Source organism: Thermosporothrix hazakensis (assembly GCF_003253565.1).
In the GTDB taxonomy this organism is placed as follows: Bacteria; Chloroflexota; Ktedonobacteria; order Ktedonobacterales; family Ktedonobacteraceae; genus Thermosporothrix; species Thermosporothrix hazakensis.
Window position 1 is genome coordinate 62,060 of record NZ_QKUF01000027.1, and the last position, 13,175, is coordinate 75,234.

Genomic DNA, 13,175 nt, shown 5'->3' on the forward strand with positions numbered 1-13,175 from the left:
CCTTCCTAATGAAAAATATTACAGCCCTTTTATTTACACAATACAGGGTTACCAGAAATACACGTGTCGCCAGGTTGAAATGTGTCAGGGCATGACCATAAGCATATTCGGGAGGGCGAGAGTATTGGCTATCAGGCCACAGGGAGAGAGCGCGTCAGGAGCCGCTGCCAGTTTCCATGCATGACATTGGCAATATCCTCTTCCTTATAGCCTGCGGCGCGAAGGGCGTCAGCAATCTTGATGATATCGGCAACCGTATCCAGTTCCTCTGGCGTTTCATCACGGCCAAATCCGCCATCAATATCGGTACCGATCGCGACATGTCGGGTATCACCAGCAAGCTGGCAGACATGATCGATATGCCGAACGACCTCATCAAGATGGATGGGGAACCGATTGGCACGGGACCAACCGCCTCGCAGGAACATGTTACCGGGAAGAATACCGATCACTGCATCTCGTTCGATCAGGGCGCGAATCATCTCATCGCTGATTTGCCGATCTGTGGGGGTGAAAACGCGACAGTTGCTGTGGCTGGCGAGAAGCGGTCCAGAGAAAAGGTCGAGCGCCTGCCAGAAGCTTTCCTCTGCCAGGTGCGAGATATCCAGGATCATACCAACACGCTGCATTTCCTTCAAGAGCGCCTTTCCGGCATCAGTCAGGGGGCCGGGCATACCAGTGCCGCCACTGTAACGGGTGCCTCTCCAGGCCAGCCCGAGAATGCGCACGCCGCGCTGGAACCATTCTTCAACCTCATCAGGGGTGCGAATCGGATCTGCTCCCTCCATCAAAGGAATAATGCCGAAGGGGCGCTGTGGATCGTCTGCGCTGCTGGCTTCCCAGGAGGTAAGAAACGATTGAAATTGCTCCTGCGTGAGGATCAAAGAAATACCGGGCTCTTTTGCCAGCTCATGATAATAGGTGAGCTGCTGCTGTCCGATGCGATAGGCCTCTTCAGGTGTTGTATAGACCTGTGTCAGACCGGCGGGAACTCCATCGGGAAAAATAAAGGCTGGCTCAACAAAGATCGTGCCGAAGACGACGCCGAAGCCGCCCCGACGGAGCTCGGGAAGCCCAGACATAGCGATTCCGCCTGCGCCTTCTCCCGAGGACGTGTGCCCTTCACGCTTGCGCACCTCATGCACGGAGAGACGGATGTCACGTTTCCACTCAAGGGCATTGTAAGCAATGTCTTCATGACCATCAATAATCAGCATAGAAGGTGTCTCCTCTGTTGCTTTTCCTGATATGATACAATCTTTTTTACAAATTTGGTGGATTATCAGTTGTCAGCGAAAGCAAATGGGGGAATCATGTCAGATCGAATTGTCTATTCTACCGACAGCGGAAGAGTGACGACCTGTCCACGATGCGGGCAGCCCTATAAAAAATGCCGCTGTGATGAGGGCGGCACGGCAGAGAAGAAGCCGGTTGATTCTGTAGTGCGACTGCGCCGAGAGCGCAAGGGACGCGGCGGGAAGACTGTTTCTATCATCAGCAATGTGCCTGAAAGCGAGCAGGTCAGCCTTGCACAGCAGTTGAAGAAACTCTGCGGCACGGGCGGAACCGTCAAAGAAGGAAATATTGAAATCCAGGGCGATCACCTTGAGAAGATACAGGAGAAGCTTACCGCGCTGGGCTATAAGGTCAAACGTACGGGGGGCTGAGTTGCGCACCCTCGACAGGCCGGAATCCGGGATACGAGCGGGTTCCGGCTTTTCTTTTTCTTGCGGGCTGCCGATCGATTTCCGTTTTTGATTGAGGTGTATGGAAGAACAAATAAAAGGGGTACGACTTTTGTGATTTGCTTCATGTGCATCTCAAGTAAGAGAGGGAACCTGTATGAATCTGAACGAGCAGTTTGAAGAGTTTCTGGCAAGATTAGGTGTAGAAATGGAACGTCCAGAGGAGAGCTACTATAGCAGTGGCGATACAACACCGGAAGTCTCGATTTTTCAGGCCTCCCGGGATCATTATGGCGTCTTTTATCGTCTGGATATTGTCGAGCAGAAACCGGAATTGCGGGTGATGGTTCCTGTTGATCGTGGTGATATCAAGGTAGAAATCTATCTTGTGCGTCTCTCCGAGCGTATGCCCTTGAATGCGTACTTCCGGGATCTCACTGTCTATACGGGAAGTGCTGCATATGAGCGGAATCGTGAGGCAGCGCTTCAGCACATGCTCTATGCGGTTGCGGAGATGATGAAGCAATTGTTCTGGCAAGGAGACATGCAAACGTTGAGCTTTCCCGAAGAGATTGACGTATATCCTCTGCTCGTAAATGATGAAGTACAAAAGAAGAGCAGGAAAAAAAGATAGGCACGGGAGAGTACTACTGTAAACAGCGGATATGGTGCACTCCTTTCGGCTATGGTACACTGTATGTGTATTTATAGAATAAACTACAGCCCAGCTTAACTTCAGCGGCGGGCTGAAAGGAAGTTGTACCGCGATGCCTGAACATATCGAAAAGATCGGGAAAGAAGCAATTGAGCACCTGGGGTTGAAGCATGCCGCACGCGAGCAGGCATTGCCTAAGGCGCGCCAGGTGATCCGCTATTGCGCGAATAGTATTCGCGCGACTCATCGCCATGAGTCCGCTACTGCTGAACAATTGATCGCTCAGGCTGCAAGCCTGCTGGCCGAAATGAGAGAAGATCTGCGGGACCACCTTGATATCTTCTTTGCTGGTTTTGTCCAGGATGCGCAAAAGGAATACGCAGAAGCGGTTTGTTTCTCCGCACTGACACGTCATCGCTCCCTGCCAAATGCCTCTGACCTCAACATCGGCTGGGCAGCGTATCTGAACGGGTTGGCGGAGGCTGTGGGCGAACTGCGACGGTACGTGCTGGATCAGCTCCGTCGTGGCAACTTTGAAAGCTGCGAAACCTACCTCGGCTATATGGACGACATCTATTCATTGTTGATTACCGTTGATTTCCCCGACGCGATTACCTCCGGTCTGAGACGAACCACAGACGCAACCCGTGGTATCCTTGAAAAGACTCGTGGTGACCTCACAACTGCGGCCAATCAGGTGCAGTTGCAGCGCTCGATGCAGGCGTTGCAGGAGGAATTGCGTAAACACCAGCAGTCATAGTCGAACAATTGGCTGCAATGACGTACACTGTTTTTTCATCTCTGTGAGTAGAGATATCTGCTACTTCCGGCATTTTGTTTTCTCTCATGCCGGTTGTACTATAGTAGAAAATATGTATGTATTAATGTTTTAGTTTCTCTGTTTTGTATACTAAGAGCAGTACCGAAACGTGTTGCAACGGGATATCAATCTCCGGGTGGTGGCTGAAAACAAACTGGTGGAAGTGAGGGGGGGAATGAAGATCTGAGTATAGCCCAATCCATGCTGAGAGGGGAGCTTTTATGGCAAAGGAAAAAGAAAAAGCGAAGGAACCTGAAGTTGTAGAAAAGGCCAGGCAAACTGAAACACACGATACTGAAAGAGAAGAGAAGCAGCAGGCATCAACCCAGGTCGTGACAGCGGAAGCGGTGCGTGCCGAGGAGGTGCCGACGATCGCGATGAGCTCGCTGCAAGCAATTGACACCTTAAAGCCAGAGGTTATTGTTCACTCGGTCGAGCCGACGAATGAAGTGGAAGCGCCCGTTCCGCTGATCGCTACGACCGGCGAGTATAAGCGCTCAATAGGGGAGTGGGTACGGGTCTGGTGGGATGGCTTACGGCCTGCATATCTGTCGCTGGCGCTCTTGCCGCTACTGGTTGGTAGTGCCCTTGCATGGACGCAGACTATTTCAAAAGATGCCATGTTTGGTCATTTCCGCCTCCTCCACTTTCTGGGAGCGCTTATCGGCGTGCTGCTGCTTCAGCTTGGTGCCAATCTGATCAATGATTACTACGATTATGTGCATGGGGTGGACACCAGTAACACGCTCGGGCCGGGTGGGTTGATTCAACAGGGCTTGATCAAGCCGGTGCGGGTGCTGATTGTCGGTCTGGTGTTGCTTGGCCTGGGAGCGGTTATCGGGGCCGTCGTCGCCTTCGCTGGTGGTCCGCTGGTCTATGGGCTCGGGCTCCTCGGTGTGCTCGGCGCGTACTTCTATAGTGCTACGACAAAATCATTATCAGCGCTCTTTCTGGGTGAGCTTGTCGCTTTCCTGATCTATGGGCCTTTGATTACGCTTGGGGCATACCTGATTCAGGGCGGAAAAGCGCCGCTCAGCGCTATCATTTATAGCCTGCCTGCTGGCTTGCTAGCCGCTGCAATCATTCTTATGAACAACATGCGTGACATCGAGGGGGATCAACAGGCCAGAAAATATACGGTGGCGACCGGTCTCGGCATCAAGCTCAGCCGCTATGTGTATCTGGTGTTGGTGTTGGCGGCCTATACCGTCGTGATTGTGCTCGGTGTGCCGCCCCGCGCGCCTCACTGGATCTTGCTTGCACTCTGGTCATTGCCTTCGCTCTTTGTTGCGATCAGTGGCGTGCTGCGCACAGACGTCACCACTGGCTTTCAACTTGTTTTACGCACGACACTCAAGTTAGAACGACAGTTTCTTCTCTTACTGGTGCTTGGCATGGTGATAGCTGCCTTGCTGCCGCTGGTACCGAATATACCGATGCTCCTTTTACCATAACAAACACGAGGAGAGAAAAGGTGGGATGTTGTTTTGCCAGAAACAATGTCCCATCTTTTCTTTTGTCGGTGAAACTGGCTTTTGATGTCATGTCGCTTCAAAAGTCTGCTCAAAGATCCTGAAGAAGACCACACACACTATGACCATTCGGGCCATTTACAAGGATGATACACTGTGTTACACTTCGCTTAGGACGGCAATGCGAAACAATACTGATATATTTCAGAAAAGAACCGAGAACTGACTGGCGAGAACAATGTTCGCCACTGTGTTTGAGAGTATGTTTCACAAGGAGGTGCTTTATGGCTGGCTGGGAAGAAGAACTAGCTGTACTACTGGAAGAACTGGGAGTAGAGCAGGAAGAGCCCAGGGCTCACCTCCGACCGGGGCGCAGGTCTTTACGGAGCGAGGCGAGACGCAGGGACCAGTTAGCTGACGCGTTGGGTTGGGGAGAAGGAAGTATCACAGGTGATGAGGATTGGACTGATGATCTCTCCGCAATGCGCCGTGAGGTTGACGCTATTGTCAATCAGGTGATTCTGCTGATGCAGCGTGGCACGCTTGATCCTTCGTTGAAAGAAGATGTCATGGTTGTGTTGCGTGCTCTGCGGCGCCGTGCTCCCGGGCTACAACAGTCCATCGGTGATGAAGCCTATCTGGAATCTGCGTCCGCGATGTTGCACTTCTGCCGGCTTGTTCTGCAATTAAGTGAGTTCGCGACCGAAGATCGTCAGTAATATGTAGCCGCGATGCCCGGTTTTTGCGCTCTCCGTGCGATTTTTCCGCGTATCCCGACTGCCGATAGGCCTGAAATACGCTGTTCCCCTTTGATTGTTTTCCCCGTTTCAAGAGAAGAACCACAGTTTCTTGACATTCTGTGATATGAGCTGACATACTATATTTTGTGCCCGGCAAGGGATGCCGGAACAATCCACCTACTTATTCTCAGCATTGTTGTGAGGTGTTTTATGGGACTCAGGACTGAAGCGGAAACCAGGCCTTCTCTCAGTGATACGTTGCTAGAGACAGGGCGACCATATATCCAGAATTTGCGTACACGAGCCGAGGAACTGGCTGGTGAGCTGGCCGAACGTGGAAACTGGCTGGCCCAGTTAGTTGCGGAGCAGGGTAACCGCCTGGTGCATGATATGGCCGAACGTGGTAAGGAAGCCCGGCGGGATCTCTCGAATCCAAGCGAGGCCTTTCTAAAGGAGCTGGCGAAACGTCGCAAGAAGGCCGCGCTCGATTTTGCCCGCTATAGCGAAAAGGTGGCCCTGGAATTGAACAAGCGCAGCGAGCAAGCCGCCCGTGATCTGCGTCACAAAAGCGAGGAGATCAACAACGAGCTGAATCGCTACAGCCAGAAGTTGGCCCGCGATGTGCGCACTGGCAAATTCTGGGCAACGGTTGGGTTTGGCGTCGGGCTGGTTGCAGCCGGTGTCGGTGCCTTCGTAATGATCCAGAAGTGGCGCAAGGAGCGCGTCGAAGAGGGCGGGGAGCAGATCCAGCGTGAACAGAGTGGCCTGTTGCAGCAGGAGCAGGCTGAACTGAAAAATGAAGTCCAGCAGGTGCGCGAAGGGATTGAGGAGTCTGCGCAACAGCAAACGTCTGTTGAAGCTGTGCCACAGGATGAGCAGCCGAACGCGCCAGAAGAAGAAGGTCAGAGCTAGCCAATATCATCGGACCATTTGTATACCTCATTAAGGAGCGCTCCCATCAGGAGAAGGAGCGCTCTTTTCGCTAGAATAGCTGTGTTTTCGGGCCGTCAGCCTTATTGAACAGATGAGCGTTTGCGATATTGCCGGGGTTCTTTGCCCTCTTCAAAGCCTTCATTGATGATGCCCCGCTGCATAAGATAACGGAGGAACTCCAGTTGCCGCTGCAAGCCAGAGGCCTCGCCGGTTTCTGAAGAAGAAGGGTACTGTACAGGTTGTATAGAATAAGATAGAGCGTAGGGTGAGGGTGATGGCTCTTGAGCCGGGGGCAGGGATGAAGACTCGGGGGGCTGCTCTTCTGGGTCCTTCTTGCGTTGCGTTTGGGCGAAATCCGGGAAGACCTCCTCTCTACTCTGATCGACAGCGATTGACAACATGCCTGTTTGTGGTGCATGGCCTTCCTCCGCAGCGTACCGTACCGGTTCCTGTGCCAGGCCTGCATTGCCGTATGCCTGGGCGGTTGTGGTCGCTGTGGTACGCCTCCACGGCCACCAGGCAAACAGTTTTTGAAACCACCGTTTGACCTTTTGCGAGATCATGACGCTCAACCCTCTTCAATGGCGTCGAAAAACCATACCGGTTCTCGACAATCACGCACTAACCGTCCCACCGCGCAAACTCTTGCATTTGCTTGTTAGCGATGCTTTTTTCTCTCGCTTCGCTCAATCAAGCGGAATGGAAGAAAGTGAATACCTCTGAGGAATATAGAAACATAGTAGCATATCAAAGAGGCCACGTCAAACGCACTTGCAATTTCACGGGTCCCGTGCCATAATCAATAAGTCAGGCTATGTTAAGATGTGGTGGAGTATGCCATGTCGCTGAAAAGGCGCTGTTCCTGTTGCGTTTGTTCATCTGTACAGCGCAATGGGAAACGAGACAAAGGGTGTGAGAGCGTCATGGAGAGGTGATGTCACCTGTACGATAGCCTGATACGGGAGGAGACGTCATCGCTTTGTAATAACAGAAAGAAGGTGTCGGCATGCAGGAAGATATTCTTGGAACCCGACGGACAGCTGTTCCAGAAACATTTGTTACCTGTGCGAGATGTGGACAGGCAACACTTGTACGGGAAGCTCGGGTGATTGAAAGCGATGTACTGTCAGATGGAACTATATCCGAGTTCGTGTACATCTGCCCGGATTGTCAGAAAGCGATTGATGCGGGCGAAAAGGATCTCCCCGTTGAGTGAGGGGGTCTGATCGTCTTGTAGAGAATAGATCTGGCAAAAGGCAAGGCGCTACAAGACAGTAGGGCTTTGGCTTTTGCCTTCTTTAGGTTCAAAAGAGCATCCTGAAGCAATGAAACGTTTTACCTGCAATGGCTCTGCCATTGGGACAGACATGTATGCTTTGCTTCGGGACGAGGCGGCTCTACCGGAAAGCCGGTCTTGACTCAGGAAAAAGTGTGGCATATGCTTTCTCCACAGCGTCCTTGCACGGTTGCTGTTTCCCTTTCGGGTGGGCCTTCTGATGCGCTTCTGGTAAGGCCGCCTCTTTGTCTCGTTATGCGTATCACAGGGAACAAGGGGAAGGAATGATACAGGCAGAAATGGCCAGGGTTGTGACGGCTCTCCGGGGTCTCTGAGTTTTGGCAAAGAAAACAAATAACAACCAATCGAACTGAGCATATTGCAAACATACAAACGATAGAGGGAAACGATGCGGATGCGTTATAAACAGGTGACGTATCGTTACATTGAGGGGTCACAACATCGGCTGGAGCAGCATTACCGCCGCCTCTTGCATGATGCCCTCAGACAGGGTCAGTCGTCTTTGGTTCAGAGCTCTACTACCTGGCGACCTCTGGCCGATATTCTCGAATCACCTCAGCGCATGCTGGTAAAAGTCGAACTGGCCGGCGTGCAAGAGGACGAGATTGAGGTTACTCTGTATCAAGATGCACTTGTGGTCAGTGGAGTCAGACGAAACGCGTCTGAATATCAGGAGAGCCTCTGTTATCATGAAGCGCAGATTCGCTATGGCCCTTTCCGCCTTGAAGTCTTTATACCCTATCCTGTAAATCGTGACGCTGTAACGGCCCGCTATGAGTGCGGCTTTCTATGGGTTGATATTCCAAAACAACAGATTGAACAGAAGCCGCTACCGTCCGATATGCCAGATGAATAACGTGTACCCTGCGATAACGGTTTTGGAGTTTTGAGGATGCAAAAGAGCGATCAAGAGCGAGACTTGGAACAAAAAGAATTACAATCTGAAACTATCCCGATTCAGAATCAAGAACATGAGATCAATGCAGATGAGCCGCAGGGTGGCAGTGAACAGGTTGAAGCCTCTTCTTCTGCTGCTGATGAGAAGAAGGAGCCCAAGAAGCGAGTGAGAAAGACTGCGCGAGCGAGCACAAAAGAGACGAAGGATGCTCAAGAGGAGCCGAGGAAAGAACGGACAACGCGCAAAGCTCGCTCGGTTGAAGAGCGTTCTTCAAAGCGTCGGCGTGAGTCTGAGCCCACGGAAGCTGATGAGGAACAGATGGTCTTCCCTGAGGTGCTGCCTGTCCTGCCGCTCAAAGATGTGGTCGTCTATCCCTTCTCTGTCCAGCCCCTGGGGGTGGGACAGGAACGCTCAATTCGTCTGATCGATGATGTGATGCGCAGTGATCGCCTGGTGGTGCTTGTTGCGCAAAAGTCCGCTGATATCGAGCAAGCAGGACCTGACGATATCTTTAGAATCGGTACGGTCTCTCGTGTTGGACGCATGTTCCGGATGCCCGATGGCACTCTGCAAATTGCTGTTCAGGGGTTGGAACGTGTTGAGATCAATGAGTTCACCCAGGAAAAGCCCTACCTGATGGCCCGGATCACGCCGCGACCGGACGTACAGGAAGAGGATACCGAGACCGAGGCGCTGAAACGGAATGTCATTAGCTACTTCCAGCGTCTGGTTGCTCTGGTGCAGAATGTGCCAGAAGGGGTTGCAGCCGCGACGCTCAATCTGGAAGAGCCGCGTCAGGTCGTCTATGTCATTGCGACCTTTGTACAGATGGATCTTGAACTACGCCAGAAGCTGCTGGAAATCGATTCCGTTCATGAGAAGCTGGCGCAGTTGAGCAGCTTCCTGACACATGAGCTGGAAATCCTGGAACTGGGCAAGAAGATTCAGACCAGTGCCCAGGAAGAAATGGGTAAGATGCAGCGCGAATACCTGCTGCGTGAACAGCTCAAGGCGATCCAGCGCGAACTGGGTGAGGAGAGCGAGGAGCAGGCTACTGTCAATGAGCTTCGGCATAAGATTGACGAAGCCCATATGCCCGAGGAGGCTTTGAAGGAAGCCAACCGCGAACTGTCACGGCTGGAAAAGTTGCCCACGGCATCTCCAGAGTACAGTATTATTCGGACTTACCTTGAACTGTTGGTCAGCCTGCCGTGGAGCAAGGGTTCAGGTGAGAGGATTGATGTGGCCCATGCCCGCCAGGTGCTCGATGAAGATCATTACGATCTGGAGAAGATCAAGGAGCGTATTCTTGAGTATCTCGCGGTGCGTCATCTGAAGGAAGAGCGCCAGCGCGCTGAGGCCGCCCGCGAACGCGAGCTGCAAGAGGGCGAAGAGGAAGAGCAAAAGGGGACCACGCAGCCCTTGCAGTCACAGGAAGAGAAACGGGTCATCAATCGTGAACCGATCCTGTGCTTTGTTGGCCCTCCGGGTGTTGGTAAAACCTCGCTCGGTCAGTCAATCGCGCGGGCCCTCGGTCGGAAGTTCGCTCGTATCTCGCTTGGCGGCATTCGCGATGAGGCTGAGATTCGCGGTCATCGTCGCACCTATATCGGTGCAATGCCTGGCCGGATTATTCAGACCCTGCGTCGGGTCGAAACCAATGACCCCGTGATTATGCTGGATGAGGTCGACAAGGTTGGCGCGGACTGGCGGGGCGATCCATCCTCCGCGTTGCTTGAGGTGCTTGATCCCGAGCAGAACTACAGCTTCCGTGATAACTACCTGGATCTGCCTTTTGACCTCTCAAAGGTTATGTTTATCGCGACGGCAAATGCCCTTGAGCCGATTCCTGCCCCGTTGCGCGACCGTATGGAAATCCTGGAGCTGTCGGGCTATACTGAGGAGCAGAAGGTCCACATCGCTCGTAGCTATCTGCTACCCAAGCAGTTAGAGGCGAACGGTTTGAAGCAGGGTGAAATGACCGTTGATGACGACGTCATCCGCAGGGTTGTGCGCGAGTATACCCGCGAGGCTGGTGTGCGTAATCTCGAACGCGAGATCGGGACACTGTGCCGCAAAGTAGCAAAACAGATCTCGGAAGGCCAGCCCAGTCCAATTCATGTGACGGCAGATGATGTGCCTGAGTATCTGGGACGTCGCCGCTTCTTTGAAGAGGCTGCGGAGCGCCTTGACCGGCCTGGTATCGCTACAGGGCTGGTCTGGACGCCGGTCGGCGGCGAGATCATCTTTGTTGAGGCTGCAACCATGCCCGGCAGAGAGGAGCGCCTGATTCTGACCGGTCAGCTTGGTGATGTGATGAAAGAGTCGGCGGCTGCGGCCTTGAGCTATGTTCGCTCAAACGCGGTGGAACTTGGTTTACCCCGCCACGTCTTTGAGAATCAGAACATTCATATTCATGTGCCCGCGGGTGCCATTCCGAAGGATGGTCCTTCTGCCGGTGTGACGATGGTCACGGTTCTGGTCTCGCTTGCCAGCGGGCGTCGGGTGCGCTCGGATGTCGCTATGACGGGTGAGATGACGCTGCGAGGGCGGGTGATGCCGATTGGCGGCGTGAAAGAAAAGGTGCTGGCGGCGTTCCGCTCCGGTATCCGCACTGTAATTCTGCCGCAGAAGAATGAGGCCGATCTGATGGAGGATCTGCCGAAAGAGCTGCGCGATCAGATGCACTTCGTCTTCGCTACAGATATTCGTGACGTACTTGAGGCCGCGCTTGAAGATGAGCCGGTCAGCAAGAATGGCAAAGAAGACAGCAACGTACGGCGCAAGCGCAAGAAAGATAAAGAGAAAGAAAAGGCGGGCGCTCACGCCTGATACAAGCTGCTAGCGAGGGGATCGCGTTCTTCTCTGAACGTGGTCCCCTTTTTTACCACTGAAAACGGCCTGGATAGGCTTCCTCGCGGATGCTGGCATAGTCCGGGTTGCCGATAATGATATGATCCAGCAGCGTGATATCCAGCAGGTGTCCGGCCTGAATCAGTTGTTCCGTTACCTCATAATCCTCTTCTGAAGGTGTGGGATCACCACTCGGGTGATTATGGCACACAATGATATTCGGGCAATTCCGAATGATGGCATGACGAAAGATCTCCGAAACGCGCAGCATCGCGCCGTTCACCGTCCCCTTATAGCGCTTCACGTGCTCGATGACTTGCTGCTTTGCATCAAGAACCAGAATGTGAATCTCTTCATGGTCCAGATACATCATTTCCATACGGAGCAGTGTGGCGACATCAGCCGCTGAGCGAATCCGATAGCGCTGCATTGGTTGCAGGGTACTCAGGCGTTTCCCGAGCTCCAGCGCAGCCTTCAATTGCGCTGATTTTGCAGCTCCCATACCATATTCATTGCAAAGCTCCTGAAAGGTTGCCGTGACCAGGCCGCTCAGCCCCCCATATTTCGCAAGGAGCTTCTGCGAAAGCTCAATCACGTTGTCTTGTTTGGTACCTGTGCGCAGAATAATCGCGAGGAGGTCAACGGTTGAGAGCGTCTCGGCTCCGCCTTGCTGTAAGCGTTCGCGTGGGCGGTCATCGACAGGGAGATCATGAACGGTCGCGTGATACTCAACGGGTGGTTGATCTTCAATCAGGTCAAGCATTTTTTGTTCTCCTTCGGGGAATTGTGTAGATAAGATACCATTACTCATTCACGGATTTACATACTTTTCTTTGAAAATAGGAAAAATGGATTATAAAATATTTTTCTTGTGTAATAAAGATAAAAACAGTTTGTATTGATTTGAAAAGCAATCGTCCGGTTGTCCCCGGAAAGCTGTCAACTTTCGAGAGCCAACACGATAGAATAAAAAAACAGGCAACAAGAAGCCAGAGAAAAAATCTATCCTCCTCTCTCTGATAAAGAGATCCCCTTTCTCCTGTCTTGATGGCTCTTTCTTGTTCAATCCCATGAATTTGGATGCAGTGATGATATATGGATGTGCCCCCTGGTGCATGTCCACTTCTGAACAGGATGTCAGTTGAGACGAAGAGGGATCAGACAATGTATGCCGAGAAGAAACAGAACGCGGAAGTGCGGACCGGAGATCTGGACCTGGAATGGTCACTTCCTTCAACGGAAGGACTGCGTATCACTCTCCCGGCAACCGGCACACTTGGGGATACTGAAGGGCGCAAACCGGTCGTAATTAAAGGAGGTGGGAAAAAGGCGAACGGGATGTTCCCCCCGCCCAAACGAAGGCGCTATATCGTTCATCTTGCCGTTGTTGCTTTTCTGGTGCTGATTCTTGGCGGTACGCTGGTAGCGGTACAATCAACCAGCTCCGAGGCGAAGAACACACCTCGGGTGTCGAGCAACAAGGCCGCCGAGCTACTATTTAAGTGAAGCACCCCATGCATAAATGCAGGGGCTTCTACAGCTACCCCACGGGGGATAACTGTGGGACACTTCCTGCCCCTTTTGATTTACGGTAGCGGATGAGTATGTTAAGTGCCGCATTGTGGTCACGGTCCAGTTCACACCCACAATGCGGACAAGAGTGCCAGCGGACACTCAAATCCTTCTTCACCACACACCCGCATGATGAGCAGACTTGGGAGGTATCTTTGGGTGCCACTTTGACGACGGTACAGCCAGCTTCTTCCGCTTTGCTTGCACAGAGAGCAACAAAGGCACTCCATCCTGCATCCAAGATGCTCTT

At 52.6% G+C, this 13,175-nt stretch carries 14 protein-coding genes; 10 read left to right on the top strand and 4 right to left on the bottom strand.

The genetic code is table 11. The features are described from left to right. Positions 1 to 131: 131 nt before the first annotated feature. A complete protein-coding gene (locus EI42_RS25225) occupies positions 132 to 1,217 on the bottom strand; it encodes a dipeptidase (protein WP_111325410.1) in 1,086 nt (361 codons plus the stop codon). A gap of 96 nt (positions 1,218 to 1,313) precedes the next feature. On the opposite strand from EI42_RS25225, the gene EI42_RS25230 reads away from it, so the two are divergent. The 6 genes from EI42_RS25230 to EI42_RS25255 all read left to right on the top strand — a co-directional run bounded on the left by EI42_RS25230 (position 1,314) and on the right by EI42_RS25255 (position 6,284). Continuing rightward, complete coding sequence (locus EI42_RS25230; RefSeq protein WP_111325411.1) at positions 1,314 to 1,667, top strand: SUI1 family translation initiation factor; 354 nt, start codon at positions 1,314 to 1,316, stop codon at positions 1,665 to 1,667. A 175-nt stretch (positions 1,668 to 1,842) separates the two neighbouring features. Further along, positions 1,843 to 2,319 carry a hypothetical protein gene (locus EI42_RS25235; RefSeq protein ID WP_111325412.1) on the top strand — a complete coding sequence of 159 codons (477 nt, stop codon included), beginning with the start codon at positions 1,843 to 1,845 and terminating at the stop codon, positions 2,317 to 2,319. Positions 2,320 to 2,452: 133 nt separating this feature from the next. Continuing rightward, the gene (locus tag EI42_RS25240) at positions 2,453 to 3,100 is read left to right on the top strand and encodes a translin family protein (RefSeq protein ID WP_111325413.1); all 648 of its coding nucleotides are present in this window, start codon (positions 2,453 to 2,455) and stop codon (positions 3,098 to 3,100) included. Between the two features lie 281 nt (positions 3,101 to 3,381). Continuing rightward, on the top strand, positions 3,382 to 4,614 hold the full coding sequence (gene menA / locus EI42_RS25245; protein ID WP_111325414.1) for a 1,4-dihydroxy-2-naphthoate octaprenyltransferase: 1,233 nt from the start codon (positions 3,382 to 3,384) through the stop codon (positions 4,612 to 4,614). A gap of 302 nt (positions 4,615 to 4,916) precedes the next feature. Continuing rightward, entirely contained in the window at positions 4,917 to 5,351 is a 435-nt protein-coding gene (locus EI42_RS25250) for a hypothetical protein (protein WP_111325415.1), read from the top strand. A 231-nt stretch (positions 5,352 to 5,582) separates the two neighbouring features. Then, entirely contained in the window at positions 5,583 to 6,284 is a 702-nt protein-coding gene (locus EI42_RS25255; RefSeq protein ID WP_111325416.1) for a hypothetical protein, read from the top strand. A 101-nt stretch (positions 6,285 to 6,385) separates the two neighbouring features. Here EI42_RS25255 and EI42_RS25260 read toward each other — a convergent pair whose 3' ends face one another. After that, positions 6,386 to 6,868 carry a hypothetical protein gene (locus EI42_RS25260; protein ID WP_111325417.1) on the bottom strand — a complete coding sequence of 161 codons (483 nt, stop codon included), beginning with the start codon at positions 6,866 to 6,868 and terminating at the stop codon, positions 6,386 to 6,388. Between the two features lie 443 nt (positions 6,869 to 7,311). On the opposite strand from EI42_RS25260, the gene EI42_RS25265 reads away from it, so the two are divergent. The 3 genes from EI42_RS25265 (at position 7,312) to lon (ending at position 11,332) form a co-directional block, all read left to right on the top strand. Continuing rightward, entirely contained in the window at positions 7,312 to 7,521 is a 210-nt protein-coding gene (locus tag EI42_RS25265; RefSeq protein ID WP_111325418.1) for a hypothetical protein, read from the top strand. 475 nt (positions 7,522 to 7,996) lie between these two features. Beyond that, the gene (locus tag EI42_RS25270; RefSeq protein WP_170142902.1) at positions 7,997 to 8,458 is read left to right on the top strand and encodes an Hsp20/alpha crystallin family protein; all 462 of its coding nucleotides are present in this window, start codon (positions 7,997 to 7,999) and stop codon (positions 8,456 to 8,458) included. Positions 8,459 to 8,818: 360 nt separating this feature from the next. Beyond that, positions 8,819 to 11,332: an endopeptidase La gene (gene lon / locus EI42_RS25275; protein ID WP_111325432.1), complete on the top strand. Its 2,514-nt coding sequence runs from the start codon at positions 8,819 to 8,821 to the stop codon at positions 11,330 to 11,332. 52 nt (positions 11,333 to 11,384) lie between these two features. On the opposite strand, the gene radC is transcribed toward lon, so the two are convergent. Further along, complete coding sequence (gene radC, locus EI42_RS25280; RefSeq protein ID WP_111325420.1) at positions 11,385 to 12,116, bottom strand: RadC family protein; 732 nt, start codon at positions 12,114 to 12,116, stop codon at positions 11,385 to 11,387. 401 nt (positions 12,117 to 12,517) lie between these two features. On the opposite strand from radC, the gene EI42_RS25290 reads away from it, so the two are divergent. Beyond that, the gene (locus EI42_RS25290) at positions 12,518 to 12,859 is read left to right on the top strand and encodes a hypothetical protein (protein WP_111325422.1); all 342 of its coding nucleotides are present in this window, start codon (positions 12,518 to 12,520) and stop codon (positions 12,857 to 12,859) included. 34 nt (positions 12,860 to 12,893) lie between these two features. On the opposite strand, the gene EI42_RS25295 is transcribed toward EI42_RS25290, so the two are convergent. Continuing rightward, a partial coding sequence (locus EI42_RS25295) for an RNA-guided endonuclease InsQ/TnpB family protein (RefSeq protein ID WP_146505422.1) occupies positions 12,894 to 13,175 on the bottom strand: 282 nt, incomplete at its 5' end.